At 37.3% G+C, this 22,975-nt stretch carries 19 protein-coding genes; 1 reads left to right on the top strand and 18 read right to left on the bottom strand.

Translation table 11 applies throughout. From position 1 onward, the window contains the following. Positions 1 to 98: 98 nt before the first annotated feature. The 3 genes from dnaK to hrcA are packed head-to-tail and all read right to left on the bottom strand — an operon-like array spanning position 99 to position 3,688. The gene (gene dnaK / locus FHL05_RS07525; RefSeq protein WP_153384535.1) at positions 99 to 1,964 is read right to left on the bottom strand and encodes a molecular chaperone DnaK; all 1,866 of its coding nucleotides are present in this window, start codon (positions 1,962 to 1,964) and stop codon (positions 99 to 101) included. A 47-nt stretch (positions 1,965 to 2,011) separates the two neighbouring features. After that, a complete protein-coding gene (gene grpE / locus FHL05_RS07520; protein WP_153384534.1) occupies positions 2,012 to 2,626 on the bottom strand; it encodes a nucleotide exchange factor GrpE in 615 nt (204 codons plus the stop codon). A gap of 15 nt (positions 2,627 to 2,641) precedes the next feature. After that, positions 2,642 to 3,688: a heat-inducible transcriptional repressor HrcA gene (gene hrcA, locus FHL05_RS07515; RefSeq protein WP_153384533.1), complete on the bottom strand. Its 1,047-nt coding sequence runs from the start codon at positions 3,686 to 3,688 to the stop codon at positions 2,642 to 2,644. A gap of 179 nt (positions 3,689 to 3,867) precedes the next feature. Between hrcA and FHL05_RS07510 the strand changes: the two genes are divergently transcribed. After that, positions 3,868 to 4,410: a hypothetical protein gene (locus FHL05_RS07510; protein WP_153384532.1), complete on the top strand. Its 543-nt coding sequence runs from the start codon at positions 3,868 to 3,870 to the stop codon at positions 4,408 to 4,410. Between the two features lie 20 nt (positions 4,411 to 4,430). On the opposite strand, the gene ribF is transcribed toward FHL05_RS07510, so the two are convergent. From ribF to pyrH, 15 genes are all read right to left on the bottom strand, one after another. Then, positions 4,431 to 5,357: a riboflavin biosynthesis protein RibF gene (ribF, locus tag FHL05_RS07505; RefSeq protein ID WP_153384531.1), complete on the bottom strand. Its 927-nt coding sequence runs from the start codon at positions 5,355 to 5,357 to the stop codon at positions 4,431 to 4,433. Between the two features lie 12 nt (positions 5,358 to 5,369). Then, entirely contained in the window at positions 5,370 to 6,278 is a 909-nt protein-coding gene (gene truB / locus FHL05_RS07500) for a tRNA pseudouridine(55) synthase TruB (RefSeq protein WP_153384530.1), read from the bottom strand. 388 nt (positions 6,279 to 6,666) lie between these two features. Next, a complete protein-coding gene (gene rbfA / locus FHL05_RS07495; protein ID WP_153384529.1) occupies positions 6,667 to 7,026 on the bottom strand; it encodes a 30S ribosome-binding factor RbfA in 360 nt (119 codons plus the stop codon). Positions 7,027 to 7,216: 190 nt separating this feature from the next. Continuing rightward, on the bottom strand, positions 7,217 to 10,090 hold the full coding sequence (infB, locus tag FHL05_RS07490) for a translation initiation factor IF-2 (protein ID WP_153522389.1): 2,874 nt from the start codon (positions 10,088 to 10,090) through the stop codon (positions 7,217 to 7,219). Positions 10,091 to 10,103: 13 nt separating this feature from the next. Beyond that, complete coding sequence (locus tag FHL05_RS07485; protein WP_153384527.1) at positions 10,104 to 10,400, bottom strand: L7Ae/L30e/S12e/Gadd45 family ribosomal protein; 297 nt, start codon at positions 10,398 to 10,400, stop codon at positions 10,104 to 10,106. Next, complete coding sequence (rnpM, locus tag FHL05_RS07480) at positions 10,400 to 10,708, bottom strand: RNase P modulator RnpM (protein ID WP_192917936.1); 309 nt, start codon at positions 10,706 to 10,708, stop codon at positions 10,400 to 10,402. Before rnpM ends, FHL05_RS07485 begins: the two co-directional genes overlap by 1 nt. A gap of 12 nt (positions 10,709 to 10,720) precedes the next feature. Continuing rightward, positions 10,721 to 11,977, bottom strand: a complete 1,257-nt coding sequence (gene nusA / locus FHL05_RS07475; protein WP_153384525.1) for a transcription termination factor NusA — start codon at positions 11,975 to 11,977, stop codon at positions 10,721 to 10,723. 10 nt (positions 11,978 to 11,987) lie between these two features. After that, the gene (gene rimP / locus FHL05_RS07470; RefSeq protein ID WP_162853729.1) at positions 11,988 to 12,461 is read right to left on the bottom strand and encodes a ribosome maturation factor RimP; all 474 of its coding nucleotides are present in this window, start codon (positions 12,459 to 12,461) and stop codon (positions 11,988 to 11,990) included. Positions 12,462 to 12,580: 119 nt separating this feature from the next. After that, a complete protein-coding gene (locus FHL05_RS07465) occupies positions 12,581 to 16,882 on the bottom strand; it encodes a PolC-type DNA polymerase III (protein ID WP_153522387.1) in 4,302 nt (1,433 codons plus the stop codon). A gap of 37 nt (positions 16,883 to 16,919) precedes the next feature. Continuing rightward, positions 16,920 to 18,626: a proline--tRNA ligase gene (locus FHL05_RS07460; RefSeq protein WP_153384522.1), complete on the bottom strand. Its 1,707-nt coding sequence runs from the start codon at positions 18,624 to 18,626 to the stop codon at positions 16,920 to 16,922. A gap of 14 nt (positions 18,627 to 18,640) precedes the next feature. Further along, positions 18,641 to 19,903 (bottom strand): RIP metalloprotease RseP, encoded by a 1,263-nt coding sequence (gene rseP / locus FHL05_RS07455; RefSeq protein ID WP_153522385.1) that lies wholly within the window; start codon positions 19,901 to 19,903, stop codon positions 18,641 to 18,643. Positions 19,904 to 19,922: 19 nt separating this feature from the next. Beyond that, positions 19,923 to 20,717 (bottom strand): phosphatidate cytidylyltransferase, encoded by a 795-nt coding sequence (locus tag FHL05_RS07450; RefSeq protein ID WP_153522383.1) that lies wholly within the window; start codon positions 20,715 to 20,717, stop codon positions 19,923 to 19,925. An 18-nt stretch (positions 20,718 to 20,735) separates the two neighbouring features. Next, positions 20,736 to 21,476 (bottom strand): isoprenyl transferase, encoded by a 741-nt coding sequence (locus FHL05_RS07445; RefSeq protein ID WP_153384519.1) that lies wholly within the window; start codon positions 21,474 to 21,476, stop codon positions 20,736 to 20,738. Positions 21,477 to 21,483: 7 nt separating this feature from the next. Next, positions 21,484 to 22,041 (bottom strand): ribosome recycling factor, encoded by a 558-nt coding sequence (gene frr, locus FHL05_RS07440; RefSeq protein WP_153384518.1) that lies wholly within the window; start codon positions 22,039 to 22,041, stop codon positions 21,484 to 21,486. Beyond that, positions 22,031 to 22,765 (bottom strand): UMP kinase, encoded by a 735-nt coding sequence (gene pyrH / locus FHL05_RS07435; protein WP_153384517.1) that lies wholly within the window; start codon positions 22,763 to 22,765, stop codon positions 22,031 to 22,033. Before pyrH ends, frr begins: the two co-directional genes overlap by 11 nt. Positions 22,766 to 22,975 lie beyond the last annotated feature (210 nt).

Below are 22,975 nucleotides of genomic sequence, written 5' to 3'. Positions count from 1 at the left end.
CTTTTTAACGCTCAAAAGAGCAGTTATTATTTTACTATACCATAACTGGCTTTAGTAATTAAACCACTGCTCTTTATCACAATAATTAATAATTTTGATTATTTCTTATCTTTATCAGGATCTACTTCTGAGAAGTCGCCATCAACGGTATTGTCGTCGCCTGACTTCTTGCCATCAGTTGAGTCCTTGCCAGTTGCGTCTTTGTCGCCGCCAGCTTTTTGTTGTGCTTGTTGAGCTTGTTGATAAAGTTTTACAGATAAGTCTTGAACGATCTTATTCAAATCGTCACGTTTCTTCTTCATGTCTTCAAGATCGCCAGAGTCTTGAGCTTTCTTCAAAGCGTCACGAGCATCTTGAGCTTTCTTGATTTCATCGTCAGAAACCTTACCCTTAACGTCTTTTAGAGTCTTATCAGTTGCGAACAATGTTTGTTCAACATCATTTTTAACATCGACTTCTTCCTTACGCTTGTTATCTTCTTCTTCGTTTTCCTTAGCTTCTTTCATCATCTTGTCGATTTCTTCATCGCTCAAGCCTGATGAACTCTTGATAGTAATCTTTTGTTCCTTGTTGGTACCCATATCCTTAGCAGAAACATTAACGATACCATTCTTATCAATATCGAATGTAACTTGGATTTGTGGTACGCCACGAGGTGCAGCAGGAATATCTGTCAATTGGAAACGACCTAAGGTCTTGTTATCTGCAGCCATTGGACGTTCACCTTGTAAGACGTGAATATCAACAGCATTTTGGTTATCAGCAGCAGTTGAGAAGACTTGTGACTTGCTTGTTGGAATTGTAGTATTTCTATCGATTAACTTAGTGAATACTCCACCCATTGTTTCAATACCTAATGAAAGTGGTGTGACATCAAGTAGAACAACGTCTTTAACATCACCAGAGATAACACCACCTTGGATAGCAGCACCTAAAGCAACAGCTTCATCAGGGTTGATTGAGTGATCTGGTGTCTTGCCAGTCCACTTAGCAACAGCATCTTGAACAGCAGGAATACGTGTTGAACCACCGTTTAAGATAACCTTGTCGACATCAGCGTTTGTTAAGTTGGCATCTTTAAGAGCACTGTCAACTGGGACCTTAGTTCTTTCAACAAGATCTGATGTTAATTCATCGAACTTAGCACGTGTCAAAGTTTCTTCCAAGTGAAGTGGGCCATTGTCGCCAGATGAGATAAATGGAAGACTGATTGATGTTTGAGCAACACCTGACAAGTCCTTCTTAGCTTTTTCAGCAGCATCCTTTAATCTTTGCAATGCCATCTTGTCTTGACTCAAGTCAACGCCATTCTTAGCCTTGAATTGAGCAACTAGCCAGTCGATGATCTTTTGGTCAAAGTCATCACCACCAAGATGTGTATCACCATTTGTTGAAAGTACTTCGAAGACTCCGTCACCTAATTGAAGGATAGAAACATCAAATGTACCACCACCAAGGTCATAAACAAGAACTTTTTCGTCACCCTTGTCATTATCAAGACCATAAGCAAGTGCTGAAGCTGTTGGTTCGTTAACGATACGTTGAACGTTTAGACCAGCAATCTTACCAGCATCCTTAGTAGCTTGTCTTTGTGAATCGTTGAAGTATGCAGGAACTGTGATAACAGCATCTGTAACTTTTTCACCAAGATAATCTTCTGAGAACTTCTTGATATGTTGCAAGATGAATGCTGAAATTTCTTGTGGCGTATATGATTTACCAGCTACAGTAACTTTGTAATCTGCTTCACCCATGTGACGCTTGATAGATGAAATTGTATCAGGATTTGTGATAGCTTGTCTCTTAGCAACTTCACCAACTTGGATTTCACCATCTTTGAAAGCAACAACTGAAGGAGTTGTTCTTGCGCCTTCTGGATTAGTGATAATCTTTGGAGAGCCACCTTCAAGAACGGCTACAGCAGAGTTTGTAGTACCTAAATCAATACCAATAACTTTTGACATAAACCTAAACCTCTTTTAATTTTATATTATTAAATTTATTAACTTTATTATTGTGCTACAACGACCATTGCTGGACGAAGCACACGATCTTCTAATTTATAACCCTTTTGCAAAACTTGAACGACTGTATCCTTTTGATGTTTGTCATCAGCGGGAACAGTTTGAACGGCTTGACTTGATGCTGGGTCAAATTTTTCACCAGCATTATCGATTACAGTCACATGATTATCTTTGAGAGCTTTCATCATATGTTGTTGCACCATTTCGATACCCTTCTTTAGTTGCTTGCTAGATTCATCATCAGCTTTAACATCTAGGGCACGTTCAAGATTATCGATCACTGGAAGAATTTCAGTTGCCAATTTTTGACCGTCATACTTCAGAATGCCAGCAACTTCTTTCTTATGACGATTATTCATATTTTGAATTTCAGCTTGGCTTCTTAAGAATTTATCTTCCAAATCCCCATTCTTTGCCTTCAGATCTTTTATCTCTTGATCCTTAGGATCTTGATGAGCATTTTCTTTCTTAGCTGATTTCTCAGTTGCCTTATCAGTCTTTGAAGTATCCTTTGCAGCTGTTTTTTCTGCTGTATCTTTTGCAGTAGACTTTTCTGCAGTTTCTTTTGACTTCAAATCTTGATTTTTTTCTTTATCTGCCATTGCTTCCTCCTAATTTCAAGAATCATCATACCTTGAGTAATAGTCAATCAATCGTTTGGCTAATTCAACTCTGAATTCTCCTAACAATCCAATCAGTTGTGAATAATGCATTGTTGTCGGACCAAGTAACGCAATTACACCTTTACCATGGTGACCAACATCGTAGTTCGCTGTAATGATACTATAATTCTTTAAAGCATCGCTACCTAATTCACTACCGAGACGAACTTTGATGCCGTCATCACTAATACTTGGGTCCAATAACTTTCTTAAATCATTACTTTGATTGATAATCGAGAATAACGACTGAACTTGCGATAGATCATCATTGTTAGCGTAATTTAACAGGTTCAATTGCCCATCGACGTAATACTTCTCTGAGCCAGCTTTCTTAAACAGTTGATCCATCATATCTAACAGACCGCTAGTTGAGTACATGTACTCGGAAAGAATTGCTGGAACATCGTTATGCAACATCCTAATAACTTTTGGCAAGGGTTGTCCAACCAATTTGTCATTAACGATATTGACGATTTTTTCAATCAGTGAAGTATCAAAATCATCATCAATTGTATAAATATTATTCTCAACATTATTATCACTTGTGACAATGATTGCCATAAGTTGGTGTGGATTCAAAGGCACGATTCTAAATCCCGTTAAGAGAATCGAACTGCTCTCTGGACCCAAGGTGATTGCTGTATAACTTGTAAGATGAGACAGAATCTTTGCGGATTGTTCAATGATATCACCGATTTGATGATAAGTTTTCCCAAAGTCCTCATCGATTCTTTGTGCAATATCTTGCGGTACACTAGTTGGTTGCACCAAATTATCAAGATAATAGCGGTATCCCATCGCTGAAGGAATTCTTCCTGAAGAAAGATGAGTTTTCTCGAGATAGCCCACTTCTTCAAGAACTGCCATTTCATTTCTGATTGTCGCAGAACTTACATGGAACGGTAATTCATTCATCAATGTCTTCGAACCAACCGGCTGGCCGGTATCTGTAAATATGCGCACGACTTCTCTCAAGATTGCATCTTGACGTTGTGATAGCATTATACCGTCCTCCTTTTTAGCACTATTCATACCTAAGTGCTAACAATGTAAAATATAACAATCTATCCTATTAGTGTCAAGTATGCAAGCTTATTTTTCAAAATTATTTCCATTTTTATTTTAAACAAGAGTTTATAATGATATTCAGAAGTAAAAATCGATTAGAGAGGTTCAAAATATTGAAAAATCAAATCATTGGCGTCAAATTTTTGACTACTTCAGATTATCAAGATTTAATTGAAACACCAAGTTTACTTTCATTAACAGCTGGCAAAACCTATGCCTATATCAGTACCGGTTTTAAAGTTCACGTTGATGATCTCGTAATCGTACCTAATAGTGGTTATAATCAAACGCCTGTGGTCTGCGCAGTCGTAACTAATGTCGATTATCAAGCTGGATTAGAATTCGCTAAAAAGCCAATTTTAGCCGTCATCCCTCAAGAACAGATTTACCAAGTTGAGGAATATTCTAAAGAAGTGTATACGCAACTTAGAAAGCGTGAAACAATTGCTGAAGAACTTGACGACGCTTATCAAAGAATCAAAAAACGCAAGGAAATCGAAAAATTGGCACAAGACGATCCTAACCTGAAATCACTGTTAAGAAAGCTCGATAAACAGGATCGAATAATCGAACAGCTGCATCCCGTCGTTTACGGCAAACTTACTTTTAAAAATTCAGACAACAATCAAAAAGGAAACTCGGATGATAATCAATAATTTATCCTTGTTTCCTTTTTTTATAGAATTTCAATTGAATTTTTCTTGTCTAATTCTAATTGTGCAATCAAACCTTCTGCTCCAGAGAATTTGATTTCACCACGTAAGTATTTGACCCACTCTACACTCACGTGTTTTCCATAAATATCACGATCAAAGCCAAAAATATTGGTTTCAACAGTTATTCCCGTATTTTCTTTAAAGGTTACATTGTAGCCAACAGAAGTCATCGATTTATACCAAACGCCGTCAACCTTGATTCTCGTCGCATAAACCCCAATTGAAGGCAGAACTTGGTCGCCATCAACAGCAATATTAGCTGTCGGAAAGCCTAAGGTCCTGCCCCTTTGCAGTCCGTGAATTACAGTTCCCTGATTTTGGTAATTGTAACCTAAAAATTCATTGGCCATTGCAATTTTATCGCTAGTAATGAATCTCTTGATGGCACTTGAACCAATCTTTTGATTATTGATCAACTGTTCAGGAACCGTCACAGTTTCAAAACTATTGCGGGCATAATTTGGCAAATTAGCCATATTGGCAATATCTTTTTTCCCATAAGTATAATCAAAACCTGCGACAACATATTTGGCCTTTAAATCAATCATATATTGGTCAACGAATTCTTGTGGTTTTAATTTAGCAAACGCTTCACTGAATTTAACAAAATATAGATAATCGACTCCTAATTTTTCAACCAACTCAGCTTTTCGCTTTGGCGTCGATAAATACTTAAAATTCTTTTCATGTTGATAAACCGTTCTTGGTGAACGATCAAACGTTAAGAGGATGGACTTTAGGTTATGTTCCTTAGCCAATTCGACTCCAGTTTTAATAACTTTTTGATGACCCAGATGAACGCCATCAAAAAAGCCCATGATTAAAACTGTATCTTCAAGCGGACGTTGCTTTTCTTGCAACGGATGCTCTACGTTTATAATCTGCATTTTTACCCTCTTTTACTTATTGTTCAATAACATTAAATCAGGAATCCACATATCCCTTACTTTATCATACTTGTAAAGAGCCTTAGTTATACCTTGACGTGTGACACGTAGCTGCTTTGTTTTATCTGAATCAATTTTTTCTAAAAAGCCACCGTGCAAGACGCGGACTTCCCACTCTTCATCTGTCAATTCATGACTAGGAACGTCTTTTAGGACTTCGTCGATTGTCTTCAAAAAGCTGTGATCATTATTGTCCATCATTTCTCTGATTTGGCCTAAGGTAAAGGTCTCTGATAGTTTGAAGCCAGCACTCTTAACACGAGTCAATTGTGACATAAAGGCCGGCATATCAAGTATTCGGCCGAATTCAACTGCTAAAGTCCGGACATAAGTCCCTTTGGAACAGCGGACGTGAAACTTGATTTTTTGATAACCAGTTGCTTCATCGAATTCCGGTTCACCGACCATTTGAAAATCATAGATATGGATTTCTCGCACTGGACGTTCAACTTCAATACCTGCGCGTGCATATTCGTACAGTTTCTTACCCTTGACTTTGACGGCCGAAAACATTGGTGGAATCTGTTTAATATCACCTGTCATTTTGGCAAAAGTCTCTTGTAATTGTTCCTTTGTAAATGGCTGCGTCAACTTATGCTCTTTTACTGTTTCGCCTTCCCGGTCTTCAGTGGTCGTTGACTTACCTAAAGTGATTTCCCCGTCGTATTCTTTCGGCGTCCCCGTTAAAGTATTCACTAATTTAGTCGCTTGTCCGACACAAATTGGCAAAACTCCATCGACCAAAGGATCCAGTGTTCCTGTGTGGCCAATTTTTTTCGTATACAATATTTTTCTTAATTTATAAACATAATCAGAACTTGTTTGACCAATTTCTTTATTTAATGGAATTACTCCGTCCATATTAAATCTCCATCTCGTGATAATATCATAGACAATTTTACTAGTCTTTTTTAACAATAGGAAGATATTCTTCTCTAAAAGTAAACTAGCAATGTCAAATTAGGTGCTTTCTTAAGTTAGGTTAATACTAGTCCATTCTACTTTATGGACGCTGAAACGTACTGGACACAACCTAAAATTAATTCCATAACCTTGTACTGAGCATCCACAAAACTGTCACTACCGACCAGATAACGTCACATATTGCTTATTCCAAGCGATTACCAATCAAAAACATAACCACTATCTAGTCCGGCATGACGCACTAACCAAAATCTACATAATACTAAAAATACTACTAACCCCTAAGGAAATTAGTAGTATCTTTGTTCAATTTAAGACTTAGAAATTAACGATTTGCTTCGTCTTGATGTAACTTAGCAATCAACTTATCAATCTTTTCACCATAACGAACAGATTGATCTTGTTTAAATTCAAGTTCAGGAACCTTAAACAAAGTTAGATTTTGACCTAATTCACGTCTAATAAGTCCAGTGGCTTTATCTAAACCTGCTTGTGTCTTTTCAACGTCGCTAGCTTTTTCAGAAAGGATACTGTAATAGATAGTTGCTTGTTGCAAGTCCCCTGTCATCTCAACACCAGTAACCGTCACACCTTGAACTCGTGGATCACGAACTCGTTTTAAAAGAATCTCGTTGACTTCTTTTTGAATCTCTTGTTCAACACGACCAATACGATGCTTTACCATGTTGTACCTCCATTAATACTTTTTATTACTATTTGAAAACTCAATAGTTTACTTGTCGCTTTTTTATTCATCACTGCTTGATTATATCACATTCAAGCTGAAAATCTTTTCTTCCAAATTGGAATTGATTTCAAAAAAATAAAGTCAAAATGTTTTTTAAAACATAATGGCTTTATTTGATTTATTAGCTTTATTTAACTGGAACTTGTTCCATTACGTAAGCTTCGATTTCGTCACCAATCTTAATATCGTTGTAGTTTTCGATTGTGATACCACATTCGAATCCAGCACGAACTTCTTTGACGTCATCTTTGAAGCGTTTGAGTGAACCAAGCTTGCCTTCGGTGATAACAATACCATCTCTGACAAGTCTTACGCCACTGTCACGTTCAATCTTACCGGTGTTAACGTAACAACCAGCAATAGTTCCGACCTTAGATGCGTTGTATGTTTCACGAACTGAAAGATTACCAATAACTTTTTCTTCGTAAACAGGTTCAAGCATACCCTTCATGGCAGCTTCAACTTCATCGATAGCCTTATAGATAACTCTGTGAAGACGGATATCAACATTTTCATCCTTAGCTTGTACTTTAGCTTGAGCAGTTGGACGAACATTAAATCCAATGATGATAGCGTTACTTGCAGAAGCTAAGTTAACATCACTTTCAGTAATAGCACCAACGGCTTGGTGAATAATATTGACACGAACGCCCTTAACTTCAATCTTCTTCAAACTTCCGGCAATGGCTTCAGCAGAACCTTGAACATCGGCTTTAATAATAACGTCGACTTGTTTAAGTTCTCCTTCTTTCATTGTTTCGAATAAGTTGTCAAGTGTAACAGGGTTAGTATTTTGACGTTCTTTTTGAAGAGCACGACTAGCACGTTCTTCACCAGCTGCACGAGCTGTCTTTTCATCGTCGAAGACAACGAACTTATCAGCTGATTCAGGAACATCATTTAGACCTGTAACCTCAATTGGTTGTGAAGGCTTAGCCTTGTCGATTTCTTTACCATTGTAATTAGTCATGGTTCTGACACGACCAAAGGTATTACCAACAACGATTGGATCTCCGACATGCAATGTACCTTGTTGTACCAATAGTGATGCAACTGGTCCACGGCCCTTATCAAGTTTAGCTTCGATAACAGTACCGATAGCCTTTTGCTTAGGATTTGCCTTCAATTCCAAAACATCAGCTTCAAGCAAGATCATTTCCAACAATTCATCGATGTTTGTACCGACTTTAGCAGAAATATTAACAAAAATCGTATCGCCACCGTAACTTTCAGGAACTAAGTCATACTTCATCAATTCTTCAGTTACGTGTTCAGGATTTGCACCTGGCTTATCAATCTTATTGATCGCTACGATAATTGGGTCATTTGCGGCCTTAGCATGGTTGATAGCTTCAACTGTCTGTGGCATAACGCCATCATCAGCAGCGACAACTAGGATAACGATATCAGTGATATCAGCACCACGAGCACGCATGTTAGTAAAGGCAGCGTGTCCTGGAGTATCCAAGAATGTAATCAAGCGGTCCTTTAAACGAACTTGGTAAGCACCGATATGTTGAGTGATACCACCAGCTTCGCCGGCAGTAACATGAGTATGTCTCAAGTGATCAAGCAAGGTTGTCTTACCATGATCAACGTGACCCATGATTGTTACTACTGGAGGACGACTTTCAAGGTTTTCTGTTGTATTAACTTCAGCATCGAAGTACTTGTCGATATCGGCAACATCTTCTTGAACCTTTTCTTTAGCATCGATTCCATAATCAGTTGCCAAAAGTTCAATTGTATCCTTATCCAAGGACTTGTTTTGGTTGATCATGATACCAAGCATGAACAACTTCTTAACAATTTCAGCTGGTTCTCTGTGAATCAACTTACCAATATCTTGAGCGTTCATACCAACGGTGTAAACCAATGTATCTGGTAATGGACGATCTTTTCTTTGTGGCATTGGCTTCTTTGGTTCAGTTCTTTGACGTTGTTGACGTTTGCGAGCTTTCTTCTTCTTACGAGTACCAAATGGGTTAGCCAAGTTTTGTTTATGACCGAAATCACGATTATTATTCGTTGGTTTTGGCTTCTTGTATTCTGGTTTTGGAACATTTACCTTAGCGACAGTTGATTTAGGAGTTTCCTTCTTAGCAGCTGTATTGTTATTGTTTCCTGGTCTTCTGTTTTGGTTATTATTATTGCTATTACGGTTATTATTGTTGTTATGGTTGTTATGGTTATTGTTGTTATTGTTTCTATTAAAGTGGTTCTCATTGTTGTTAGGACGGTGATTGTTCTTATGGTTGTTATCGTTATTACGATTGTTAGAACGATTATTGTTATTTCTAGTTGGGTGACTAGGAATGTGACTAGCATCTTGGATATTAGTCTTAAATTGTTCTAGATACTTATTACCTGCACTTTGTCTTGGACGTGGAGCTTGTCCTTGTACAGTTGAACGATCACGTCGGTTATTATTGTTACGATTGCGGTTATCACGTGATTGTGATGGACGGTGGTCATTTCTTCTATTATCGTTTGAGCGATTGTTGTTATTATTGCGATTATTATTATTGTTGCTGTTGTTGTTATTGTTGTTACGATTGTTATTATTGCGCTCATTACGATTATTATTGGCATTATTATTATTGCCATTGTTTGGACGGTGGTTATTATTGCTGTTTGTACGATTACTGTTGGATGTGTGATTGTTGTTACGATGGTCAAAGTGACCCTTACCCTTATTAGCATCTCTTCTTACAGCAGTAATCTTAATCTTAGTCTTATGATCACCTGAGTTGTGATTACTACTTTCGTGTTTTTCACCTGAAGATTTAGGTGCATGCTGTGCACTGTGTTGTTGAGTCATGTTTTGTTTGGCAGGCTTCTTGTTACCTTTCAAACTACTTACGATTTTCTTTTCAACACTTTCATCTACTGATGACATATGGTTCTTAACGTCGATACCTAATTTTTCTGCGGCATCGAGTACTACTTGATTGTCAACACTATTTTCTTTTGCAATAGTATAAATTCTTTTTTTGACCATCCTATCACTCTCCTTAATTGTCCATAATTTCTTTTAACCTTTTAGCAAAACCTTGATCAGTTACTCCCATAACTTTTCTGTCTTTTCCAATAGCCTTTTTTAATTCATCATCATTCAATGTATCTACCACAGGTACATTATAATAACTAGCTTTATTGTGCAAATCTTTTTTTGTTCGTGGACTACAATTATTTGCCATGACCACTAATTTAACTTCATTCTTACGAATGCCATCAATTGTGAACTCAGTTCCACTAACTACTTTACGAGCTCTGACAGCTAGACCCAAAAGGTTTAAAAAGTTATTCATTAGTGTTTCTTGCCTAAATCACCAAAGAGGTCCATACGAGCTTTTTGATGATCGACGAATTCAAACAATTCATCATAAAAATCACTCGGAACAGCATGTGAAAAAACTTTTTCTAATGATTTCTTTGATTTAGCTTCCTTAACGGCTTTTGGATCTAGTCCTACATAAGCACCGCGACCGGGCTTTTTGCCAGTTGGATCTATTGAAATGTTGCCTTCTTTATCTTTGACAATTCTAACCATTTCTCTTTTGGGATACATCTTGTTGGTCAAAATATCTTTACGCATTGGTATCTTACGAGTTGCCAAATCCATCACCCCTTAATCTTGTGAGTCTGTGTTATCTGAATCTTTGTCGTCTGTATCTGTATCTTCTGAATCAGCTGTTGTATCTGTTGAATCATCAGTTGTTTCATCTGAATCGTCAGCAGCTGGATTCTTTGCGTCATCAGCATTAGCCGCATTTTCACGAGTCTTGTCGATATCGATTTTGCCGCTTTCAACATCCTCAAGGTTAACGTCTTGATCGTTATCATCAACGAACTCAACTTGAGACTCTGGTTTGATATCAATCTTATAACCAGTTAACTTAGCAGCTAAACGAGCATTTTGACCCTTCTTACCAATAGCTAGCGATAAGTGGTAGTCAGGCACGATTACGATACATTGTTTCTTATCATTTTCATCAAATTGAACAGCAATGACTTCAGCTGGGTTCAAAGCATTAGCAATGAAATCAACTGGATCATCGACATAAGGTACAACATCGATGTTTTCGCCATTTAATTCATCAACAACTGCTTGGACACGCGAACCCTTTGGACCAACGCAAGTACCCACTGGATCAACGTCAGGATTATCTGACTTAACAGCAATTTTTGTTCTGTCGCCAGCTTCACGGGCAATCGAAACGATTTCAACTGTTCCATCATATATTTCTGGAACTTGTTGTTCAAATAGACGTTTGACCAAACCTGGGTCTGTTCTTGATACGAAGACTTGTGGTCCTTTGGTAGCATTTTCTACCTTAGTAACATAAACTCTGATTCTATCACGAGAGTTATATGTTTCGCCAGGCATTTGGTCTGCTTTTGGCATAACTGTTTCAATTTTACCGTAAGTAATATAGACATAGCGATTATCGCTACGTTCAACAGTACCTTGAATTATTTCATGTTCATATTGACTATATTCATTATAAATGATATCGCGCTCAGCTTCACGTACTCGTTGCATAATTACTTGTTTTGCAGTTTGAGCAGCAATTCTACCAAAATCCTTTGGAGTAACTTCTTCTTTGATATGATCGCCGATTTCATAACCCTTGCTCTTTTGTTGGGCATCTTCAAGACTAACTTCTAAACGGTCGTCAGCTACTTCTTCAACAACTTCTTTAACCGCATAAACATGTATATTACCCTTTTTAGCATCAAATTCAACATCAACATTTTGAGCTTGGTTATAATTTCTCTTATAAGCGGCAACTAGAGCAGCTTCTAATGATTCAATTACGTATTCTTTTTTAATACCCTTTTCGCTTTCAAGTGCATCAAGGGCCTCAACCATTTCTTTACTCATGATTTTCTCCTTAGAATTCTATTGCAAGACGAATCTTAGCGATGTTGTCACGACTAAGCTCCACTTGCTTCTTTAAATTCTTAACTTTAACGATCAAAGTTATCTTGGTATCCGTTACCTCAGTCATTGTTCCTTCAAAAGCCTTTTGACCATCTTGTTTTTGATAAAGAGAAGCATGAACATAATCGTCAACATAGTCAGTTAAACTAGCATCATTTTTCAAGGGACGTTCAGCACCTGGAGATGAAACTTCTAAATAATACGCTGGTTCGATTGGATTCAATTCATCCAATTTTTCACCGTATTCTTCACTGATGACGGCACAATCATCGATACTGATTCCGCCTTTTTTATCTGCATACACTCTTAAATACCAATCTCCGCGTTCGTGTACGAACTCTAAATCAACTAAAAAGAAATCATGTTGATCTAAGATTGGCTGTAAAATGGCTTTTAATTCTTCAACTTTTGTATCCAAGGACATTCCTCCAAAGTAATTCGGCAATAAAAAGAGTGAGCATCTCTGCTCACTCATTAATCAATAATTAACTAGTAGTTAATTTAACATATATTAATTACTAAAGCAACTTATAATGCCCGTACCTAGAATAATGATAACTGATTTTCTTCCGGCATGCCATCTAAAACATGATTTTCTGTCATATATTCAATAATTGTTTTAGAAACTTTGCCTCGCGTTCCCAAATCTTGCTTAGATAAGAAAGGCTTTTCTTCTCTAGCAGCAACGATTTGTTTAGCAACGTTGTCACCCAAACCAGGAATAGCATTGAATGGAGCCAACAATGTTTTATCATCGATAATCTTAAAATTAAAGGCATCTGACTTATCCAAGTCGACCATTTTAATCGTTAGACCACGTTCTAAACATTCATTAGCTAGTTCCAAAACGGTCAATAAGTTTTTCTCTTTAGTAGAAGCATCCATCCCTTTATCATTGATAGCTTTCATAGCCGATTTAACAGCTTCTTTTCCAGTTGTCATTGCAACAAGATCGAAGTCGTCAGCACGAACAGAGAAATAAGCACTGTAGTAATAAAGTGGATAGTGTACTTTAAAGTAAGCAATTCTAAGCGCCATTAAAATATAGGCTGTCGCATGGGCCCGTGGGAACATGTATTTAATCTTCAAACAAGAGTCGATATACCAATCAGGAACATTAGCATCTTTCATCTTCTGTTTCCATTCATCAGGAATACCGCGACCCTTTCTAACATGCTCCATAATTTGAAAGGCAATTTGCGATTCCATTCCGTAGTGAATCAAATCCATCATGATATTATCACGACAACCGATAACATCTTTTAAGGTAACTATACCCTTGTCGATCAATTCTTCAGCATTACCTAACCAAACATCGGTACCGTGAGATAGACCAGAAATTTGCAACAATTCCGCAAACGTCGTTGGATGTGTTTTTTCTAACATTCCGCGAACGAAACGCGTTCCAAATTCCGGCACACCTAAAGTTCCAGTCTTAGAGAAAATTTGTTCTGGCGTAACACCTAATGAATCCGTCCCTCTAAACAATTCCATCACATCGGGATCATCAACCGGAATCGTCTTAGGGTCGATACCAGATAAATCTTGCAGCATACGAATCATCGTTGGGTCATCATGGCCTAAGATATCGAGTTTCAAGATATTATCGTGAATCGAGTGGAAATCAAAGTGGGTCGTCTTCCAAGCCGCATTTTGGTCATCAGCTGGATATTGAATAGGCGTAAAGTCAAAGATATCCATATAATCGGGCACAACAATGATACCCGCAGGATGTTGACCGGTCGTTCGCTTGACACCAGTCGAACCCTTAGCTAAACGTTCTTCTTCAGCATTGCGCAAATTCTCGCCAGTCAATTCTTCATAATTTTTTACATAACCAAAAGCTGTCCGATCGGCAATCGTACCAATCGTACCAGCGCGGAATACGTGATCTTCACCAAACAAAACTTTGGTATAGTTGTGAGCTACTGGTTGATAATCACCGGAGAAGTTCAAATCGATATCAGGAACTTTATCACCTTTGAATCCTAAGAAAGTTTCAAAGGGAATATCCTGACCATCTTTTTTCAATTCGGTACCGCATTTTGGACATTTTTTGTCTTCCAAGTCATATCCAGAACCAACTTCACCTTTAGTAAAGAATTCGGAATACTTACACTTAGGACAACGATAATGTGGTGGCAAGGGATTAACTTCAGTGATTCCTGTCATCGTCGCAACGAAACTTGAACCGACAGACCCACGGGATCCTACCAAATACCCATCTTTATTTGATTTATAAACCAAACGCTGAGCAATCAAGTAAATAACGGAGAATCCATTACCGATGATACTCTTCAGTTCTCGATCCATTCGTTTTTGAACTAACTCTGGCAATGGGTCGCCGTACAATTCGTGAGCTTTGTTCATCGTCAAATTGCGAATTTCTTCTTCAGCTCCATCCATCTTTGGAGTGTAGAGCTTGTCTTTGACCGGAGACATCTCATCAATTGAATCCATAATTTTCTTTGGATTGTCAACGATGATTTCTTGTTGAGTGGCTTTATCTAAATAACTAAATTCATCAAACGTTTCATTTGTCGTTCTAAATTGCACATCAGGCAACTGCGGTCTTCTTGCCAAAGCATTACTTTTAACTGCTTTAATAACGATGTCTCGATAAACCTTATCATGAGGATCTAAATAATGAACATCACCAGTTGCCACAACTGGTTTCTTCAATTCTTTACCTAATTTAATAATATTTTTAATAATTTCTTTTAAAGCATCTTCATCTTTAATAATCTTGATATCAATCAAGTGTTGATAAAGCGAACGTGGCATAACTTCAAGATAGTCGTAATACTCAGCTAATTCTCGAGTATCATCATAACCCTTTTGCATCATACTTGTGAAGACTTCGCCGTTTTCGCAAGCTGAACCGACAATGATTCCTTCACGATATTTATTCAATAAACGACGAGGAACACGAGCTGTTCGATAATAATATTGCGTCATTGAATAAGAAACTATCTTAAACATATTCTTCAAACCGGCTTGCGTTTTGGCAATCAAGATGGCATGGCTTGGACGAGCTTGTTTATATGCATCCTCTCCACCAATATGGTCATTTAATTGATTGACATTGGTCGTTTCAAACTTATCTTCTAGCTCATCGAACAGTTTGTACATCAAGTAACCAGTGGTTTCCGCATCGGAATCGGCTCTATGGTGATGTTCCAAAACGATATTGTAACGTTTAGCCAATGAATCCAACTTATGATTCCGATATTCAGAGTGCAAAGTCCGCGACATTTCCAAAGTATCGATTACGGGCATCTGCAACCTGTCTCGATCCATTCTGGTCAAAGCGGCATTCATGAAGCCCATATCAAAGGTTACGTTGTGACCAACCAAAATGTCATCACCGATAAAGTCCATGAATTCTGACACAATCGTTTTTTCATCAGGAGCATCTTTGACCATATCGGTTGTGATACTAGTTAAATTAGTTGTCACTTCAGATAACGGATGACCCGGATTGATAAACTTATCAAAACGGTCGATTACTTCGCCATCTTTCATTTTGGTAGCACCAATTTCAATCATTGAATCATAAACTGCTGAAAGTCCAGTAGTTTCAGTATCAAAAATAACGTATTCTGCACCCTTGAGTTCTTGATCACGAAGATTAAAGGCAATAGGATTGCCCTCGTCAACCAAGTCAATTTCAACGCCGTAACCAATTTTAACGCCAAACTTTTTACCTGCATTATAGGCTTCTGGAAAGGCTTGAAGAGCATGATGGTCAGTGATAGCAATCGCTGGTTGACCCCATTCGCTAGCTCGTTTGATAAGTTTCGTGGCACTAGGAATAGCGTCCATTTGACTCATATTAGTGTGCGCATGCAATTCGATTCGCTTATTATCTTCATCAGCTGTATCTTGACGAGACTGATGTTTAATAACATTGATATCGTTAGCCATAATGACCAATTCACGCGAAAAGTTGTCTTCTTGAACATTCCCACGCACTCGAATCCAGGCTTCCTCATCTAAATTATCAAAGAATTTTTCATCATCTTCGCCGTTGGAAAATTTCTTGATACTAAATGATGAAGTATAGTCGGTCACTTTTAATATCAACAAAGAACGCCCGGATTTTAATTTACGGACTTCTTTGTCGAAGATATGTCCTTCAACTACTTTATTGCGGTCTTCTTCAACTATATCAACCATTTGCGTGATTTCCTGGTCATCAGAAATCTTGCGTCCAACTTTTGAAACATTCCCTGCTGGCTTGGCAGCTTTTTTCTCGCTGACTTCTTTAGCCTTAGCTTGAAATTTCTTGGTCTTCTCAGCATTGGCAGCTTTTAAGGCGACTTCTTTAGCTTGCGACTTGACTTCATCAATATTCGTCCGAATTTTAAAATCTGGAAAACCCAAGCTAGTATATTCTGACTGCAAGCCATTGATTAGTTTGCCATCGACAAAATCAGCCATGAAACTATTAGAAACATCTAAAAAGACCTGTCCATTTTCAATTCGAGGCGGCGTTTGACTGATTTTATCGATTACCATCGGAGAATCGATATCAGCATCATTGAGAACATAATTCCAATAATCCTTAATATCGTTTTCCTTCAATTGAGCTTGCGTCGTTGAAATCTCAAAATTAACTTGAGCGATTCCTTCAAAACTAGCTTTTAAGGCTTTCACAAAAATCATAAATTCCTTAAATGGAATCACGTCTTTGAATTCAAAATAGAATGTCCAACGTTTACTATTTTTATGAACTTCTAATTTATCTAATTTACCATCAGCAAATGAATTGTCAGGACCTAAAAGGTCATTGAGCTTGATTTGCTTAATTAAAATTTCAAAAAGTTGTTTTGTATCTGACATATTCTATCCTTTACAAATAAAAAAGGCCTAAGCCTCATTACTGATTCTTAAGCAATATTTTTACTGAATTTACTAATTCATCTTTACTTACTTCAATTGTTTCACCAGTACTTCTAATCTTTAGTTCCACAATTTGGTCTGCTGCTTTCTTACCAACAGTGATTCTGATTGGAATACCAATCAAATCTGAATCGGCAAATTTAACACCAGGACGTTCTTTTCGATCATCAAGGAGAACATCATAACCTTCATCTTGTAACAATTCAACAATCTCATCGCTGAGTTTTCCTTGAACATCGTTATTGTATTTAATTGGCACAACGTGAACTTGGTATGGAGCCAAACTTTCAGGCCAAATAATACCATTTTCGTCGCTATGTTGTTCAATAATAGCTGACAACAAACGAGAAATTCCGATACCATAGCATCCCATGATCAATGGATTTGATTTTCCATTTTCATCTAGGAAGTTAGCACCTAAAGCTTTGGAGAACTTTGTACCCAATTTGAAGATATGACCAATTTCAATACCACGAGTAAATTTGATTTGGCCGTGACCATCAGGTGAAGTTTCATCCTCTTTGATGACACGTAAATCTCTAAATTCTGGCATTTCAGCAGTGATATCTTCAAAGTTTGCGTTGATAAAGTGACGATCCGCTTTGTTAGGACCAACCACGAAATTCATCAAGCCAACTAATGAACTATCATAAAGAACTTTAACATTTTCATCAATGCCCTTAGGACCAATAAATCCAGGAACACTGTGGAAAACATCTTTAACTTCATCAGGAGTTGCTTCACGTAAGAAGTCACAACCTAAATAGTTCTTCAATTTAACATCGTTAACATCATAATCGCCACGAATCATAACCATGACAGGTTCATCGTCAGCTATATAAGCAACAGCTTTCATGATACGTTTTGATTCAACTTTTAATAATTCAGCAAGACTTTCGATGGTGTGAACGTCAGGAGTATCAACCTCTTCAATTTCTTTTTTATCCTCTTTAGGATTTTCTTCCATCTTGCTTGCGGCCATTTCAAGGTTAGCAGAATAATCAGAATCGTCTGAATAAGCAATCGTATCTTCACCGATAGCAGCAATAGCAGAGAATTCTTTTGAATCTGTTCCACCCATAGCTCCAGCATCACCAATAATAGCACGATAATTCAAGCCACAAATATCAAAGATATTACGATAAGCTTGTTCCATCTGATTGAAAATTACGTCTAATTGTTCTTTGTTAGCTGTAAATGAATAAGCATCTTGCATCAAGAATTCACGACCACGGAGCAATCCGTAACGTGGACGGTCTTCATCACGATATTTCATTTGCATTTGATACAAAATAAGAGGCAATTTCTTGTAACTATTTAAACCTTCTTTAACTACACTTGTAAAAGTTTCTTCATGTGTAGGTCCTAAAACAAACTCACGGTCATGACGATCCTTTAATTTGAAAAGATTATCGCCATATGTTTCATAACGACCACTTTCCTTCCACAAATCAGCAGGCAAGATTGCTGGCATTTGCATTTCAACACCATCAACCTTTTCCATTTCTTTGCGAATAACATCTTCAATCTTACGAATTACTGACCAAGCTAATGGTAAGTAACTGTAGACACCAGCAGAAACTTGTCTAACATAACCTGCTCTCAGCATCAACTGGTGACTGATAGCCTCAGCATCTGAAGGAGTTTGTTTCAACGTTGGAATATATAATTTTGATTGTTTCAAGTCTTTTTATCCCCCTATTTTATAAAGAAACGCTGAATATCATTCCAAGTGACAGCAATCATCAACAGAACTAAAATTACAACACCGATTAGAGTGATGACATTTTCATACTGTTCTGGAATTGGTTTTCTTCTGATTGCTTCAACAATATTCATTAAAATCTTTCCACCATCTAAGGCAGGAATTGGAATCAAATTAACGATTCCTAAGTTCATCGACAACATCGAAGTGAATAAAACAATATTAAGCAAGCCTTGCGAAGCCACTTTTGAAGTCATGGAATAAATTCCGACTGGACCCGACAATTGATTAATATTGAATCCACCTGATACCATCTTTCCTAAAGCTTGGAAAATCATTACGGTCGTTCCCCAACTGTAAGTGAAGCCATACTTGATTTTTGCCATTGCACTTGAATCACGCTTTGGAATAATCCCAATCAAGCCATACTTTTGTCCACCAGATTTAACTGTTTTTGGCGTCAATTTAACGTTTCTGACTTTTTTACCAGATTGAACTTTCAAAGTAATCTTTTTACTAGGATTATTTTGAATATTCTCTGACAAAGCCGTCCATGAACTAGTATTTTTCCCATTAACGCTTAGGATTGTATCATTTACTTTTAAACCAGCTTCTTGAGCAACTGAATTCTTTTGGATTTGACCTAATTGATTAGTTGCTACGCCGTTCATCATAAAAGCAGCAATGATTGCTGCGACGATTGCCAGAATAAAATTATTAAATGGTCCAGCAAAGTTTGTGATCATTCGTTTCCAAACAGAAACTGATTGCAGCTGCACATCCCGTGGCGCAATCTGAACTTCTGTTCCATCTTCTTCAACGATTGTTGCATCATGGTCGACAGAATACTTTTTAGTAACTGTCTCATCACCATTTTCGTAGCCTTCGACTACTAGATCATCAACAAGGTCAGCCTTGGAGATTTGAACTGGAACCGCGTTTGCATCATAAACCTTACTGGAAGTTATTATCTTTGTTACTTTATTGTCATCATTTAAAACTAGAGATGCCATCGTTCCTGGTTGAATCTCGGAATCATCTTCTTGGGCACCTGCCATACGAACATATCCACCTAAAGGTAAAAGTCTCAAAGTATATGTCGTATGATTTTTTCTGTACGCCACAATTTTAGGCCCCATACCAACAGAAAATTCCCGAACTAAGATTCCGGATTTTTTTGCTGCGTAATAGTGCCCAAATTCATGAACAATTACTAGAATTCCAAAAACGATTATAAATGTAATTATCGCGGTCATTTTAACCTCCACGAGCTGTTTATACTAAACCAAAAATGTGTAGCAACGGTAGTACGATCAACATACTATCGAATCGATCCAAAATCCCACCATGACCCGGTAAGATATTTCCTGAATCTTTTACTTTGTAAAAACGTTTATAGGCTGATTCGATCAAATCGCCCATTTGTCCCATGATTGAAAGTACAAAAGCAATCATTAACATAGTAACCATTGAATACTCTTGTGGGACGAAATACATATAAACTCCAGAAAGAATCAATGCCATAATTATACCAGAAATTGTTCCTTCCCAAGTCTTATTTGGACTGATAGCAGGCCATAACTTGTGCTTACCAATCTTGCGACCAAACGTATAAGCAAATATATCAGTTGACCAAACAACTATCAAGGCATACATCAACAAACCAAGACCTGGATCAGAATTTCTCACTGCTGCTAAATAGTGAAAACCAGTTCCGATATAAAGCATTGAAGCAATCGAAACCCCAGCATCTTCAAAGTTAAATTTATTTTTACTCAAAACTGTAATCACTAATAAGATTACGGCAAATATATAAAATAAATCTAATCGTGAAAAGTGAGTTGGCAACCAGCCACTGTAAAATCCATTTGGTACTACTAAAGCTAATGTTCCCAAAATAGTAACTAAGAAATCAATGGAAACAATAATTCTCTTACGCATAATATAAATCTCAAATACGCCAACTAAGGCTAAAGCAGCTGCAGCTACTTCAAGCCAGATTCCGCCTGCCAGCAATATGGGAATAAAAATTGCTAAGGCAATAACGGCGGTAATTACTCGTTGTTTCATAATTTTCCCCCAAATTAACTAAACTGACCCAAAGCGACGATCTCTGCGATCGAACTCCTTAATATCTGCAATCAAATTATCAACAGAATATTCTGGCCAGTATGTCTTATCAAAAATCATTTCTGAATAAGCCAATTGCCACAGCATAAAATTAGAGATTCTCTCTTCTCCACTTGTTCTAATCAACAAATCAGGATCTGCGAGTTCTCCTAACTGCTTAGTCAACAACTGTTCAGCAAACATTGAATCATCTATTTTATCAGGATCTATTGACCCATCAGCTGCCTTACGAGCCAAATTTTTTGCAGCATTAATAATTTCGGCACGACCACCATAATTAAAAGCAAAGTTGAGGATCATCCCAGTATTATCCTTTGTGTCCTCAACTGCTTTCAATACTACTTTTCTGGTTCTATCAGGTAAATGATCAGTAAATCCAGTCACTAGTACTTTAATATTCTCTTTAATTAGATCCGGCATGAATGTTCCAAAAAAATCTACGGGGAGCTTCATCAAGAAATTTACTTCTTTACTAGGGCGACTCCAATTCTCAGTTGAAAAAGCGTATAGACTCAAAACTTTTACACCTAAATGACTAGCTGCTGTAGCAATCGTCTTAACGTTATTCATGCCTTCTTTGTGTCCAGCAATCCTTGGTTGACCCTTTTTTTTAGCCCAACGACCATTACCATCCATAATGATAGCAACGTGTTTAGGAATAGACATTTCTGGATCTAATTGTTCTTTAATTTCTGTCATGAAGAGATTATCCCTCAGTGATTTCTTTTTCTTTATCTGCTGCAACTTTATCAATATCAGCAATCGCTGCATCAGTTACTTTTTGAACATCTTTTTCCAAAGTATGGAATTCATCCTCAGTTACATCATTAGCCTTTAATTGCTTCTTTAAGTCGTCCATAGCCTCACGACGAACATTCCTAACGGCAATACGGCCACCTTCAGCCTCTTTACCTACTTCTTTAGCAATTTCTTTTCTACGTTCACCTGTGAGTTGTGGAATGACCAAACGAATAACAGTTCCATCGTTAGCTGGATTCAAGCCAAGATCAGCTGAATTGATAGCATGTTCAATGTCATCAAGTGATGATTTGTCATAAGGAGTGACCATTAGAACACGTGCTTCAGGAATATTGATTGAAGCAACTTGATTCAATGGTACTTCAGTTCCATAATACATAACTCTAACATTATTCAAAATTGAAGCATTAGCTTTACCAGCACGAATATTGCTCAAGTCATGCTTTAAAACATCAATTGATTTGTTCATGTTTTCTTTAGCTTTTGTTATCGCTTTATTTGTCATCATTACCACCCTTTATAATTGTTCCGATATTTTCTCCTTGAACAACCTTTTTGATATTTTCAGGTTTATTCAAGTTGAATACGATCAATGGAATGTTGTTATCCATTGATAGCGATGAAGCAGTTGTATCCATAACACCCAAGTTCTTATTGATAATATCAAGTTGTGTTAATTCAGAATACTTCTTAGCTTTTGGATCTTTCTTAGGATCAGCTGAATAAACGCCATCAACATTATTCTTAGCCATCAAAATAACGTCAGCTTCAATTTCAGCAGCACGTAAGACAGAAGTAGTATCAGTTGAGAAGTAAGGATTACCTGTACCACCAGCAAAAATCACTACACGGCCTTTTTCTAGATGTCTAACAGCTTTTCTTCTAATGTATGGTTCTGCAACTTGACGCATTTCGATTGATGTTTGAACACGAGTTGGAACGCCAATGTGTTCAAGACCATCTTGTAAAGCCAAGCCGTTCATAACTGTAGCCATCATTCCCATGTAGTCAGCCTGAGCACGATCCATTCCCATTTCAGCACCAGTTTCACCGCGCCAGATATTTCCGCCACCACAGACGATTGCAATTTGTACACCTAAGTCATGGATACTTTTAACTTGTTCAGCAATTTTCTTGATGACAGGTGGGTTAATGCCAAAACCCTTTTCTCCAGCTAAGGCTTCACCGGAAACCTTTAAAATTATTCTTTTATACTTGATATCAGGCATAAGTACTCTCCTTTAATTTTGCTATTAAACATTTTAACATATTCACTACACTAAATTTATCTAATCACTATTTTTAAATAAAAAGGCTGTTCGTCAAATTAAGTTGATGGCAGTTTACATAAGCAGTTAGATCATAATTGGTCTAGCTGTTTTTTATTTGGCTGACGAGCTTGCTCGGAGCCAAAAAATTTGAAGATTGATACGCTTAAT

Origin of the sequence: Companilactobacillus halodurans, from assembly GCF_009600995.1 — a bacterium.
In the GTDB taxonomy this organism is placed as follows: Bacteria; Bacillota; Bacilli; order Lactobacillales; family Lactobacillaceae; genus Companilactobacillus; species Companilactobacillus halodurans.
The sequence above is the reverse complement of the archived record's forward strand: the minus strand, read 5'-3'. Positions and strand labels throughout refer to the sequence as shown.

What these genes read in the sequence shown, in the direction of transcription:
- rbfA (WP_153384529.1), bottom strand. Translation starts at nt 7,026, where the DNA reads ATGGTAAAGCATCGTATTGGTCGTGTTGAACAAGAGATTCAAAAAGAA.
- grpE (WP_153384534.1), bottom strand. Translation starts at nt 2,626, where the DNA reads ATGGCAGATAAAGAAAAAAATCAAGATTTGAAGTCAAAAGAAACTGCA.
- FHL05_RS07445 (WP_153384519.1), bottom strand. Translation starts at nt 21,476, where the DNA reads ATGACAGAAATTAAAGAACAATTAGATCCAGAAATGTCTATTCCTAAA.
- rimP (WP_162853729.1), bottom strand. Translation starts at nt 12,461, where the DNA reads ATGTCCTTGGATACAAAAGTTGAAGAATTAAAAGCCATTTTACAGCCA.
- ribF (WP_153384531.1), bottom strand. Translation starts at nt 5,357, where the DNA reads ATGCAGATTATAAACGTAGAGCATCCGTTGCAAGAAAAGCAACGTCCG.
- FHL05_RS07485 (WP_153384527.1), bottom strand. Translation starts at nt 10,400, where the DNA reads ATGAATAACTTTTTAAACCTTTTGGGTCTAGCTGTCAGAGCTCGTAAA.
- FHL05_RS07450 (WP_153522383.1), bottom strand. Translation starts at nt 20,717, where the DNA reads ATGAAACAACGAGTAATTACCGCCGTTATTGCCTTAGCAATTTTTATT.
- pyrH (WP_153384517.1), bottom strand. Translation starts at nt 22,765, where the DNA reads ATGCCTGATATCAAGTATAAAAGAATAATTTTAAAGGTTTCCGGTGAA.
- frr (WP_153384518.1), bottom strand. Translation starts at nt 22,041, where the DNA reads ATGACAAATAAAGCGATAACAAAAGCTAAAGAAAACATGAACAAATCA.
- hrcA (WP_153384533.1), bottom strand. Translation starts at nt 3,688, where the DNA reads ATGCTATCACAACGTCAAGATGCAATCTTGAGAGAAGTCGTGCGCATA.
- FHL05_RS07465 (WP_153522387.1), bottom strand. Translation starts at nt 16,882, where the DNA reads ATGTCAGATACAAAACAACTTTTTGAAATTTTAATTAAGCAAATCAAG.
- dnaK (WP_153384535.1), bottom strand. Translation starts at nt 1,964, where the DNA reads ATGTCAAAAGTTATTGGTATTGATTTAGGTACTACAAACTCTGCTGTA.
- truB (WP_153384530.1), bottom strand. Translation starts at nt 6,278, where the DNA reads ATGGACGGAGTAATTCCATTAAATAAAGAAATTGGTCAAACAAGTTCT.
- infB (WP_153522389.1), bottom strand. Translation starts at nt 10,090, where the DNA reads ATGGTCAAAAAAAGAATTTATACTATTGCAAAAGAAAATAGTGTTGAC.
- rseP (WP_153522385.1), bottom strand. Translation starts at nt 19,903, where the DNA reads ATGACCGCGATAATTACATTTATAATCGTTTTTGGAATTCTAGTAATT.
- nusA (WP_153384525.1), bottom strand. Translation starts at nt 11,977, where the DNA reads ATGAGTAAAGAAATGGTTGAGGCCCTTGATGCACTTGAAAGCGAAAAG.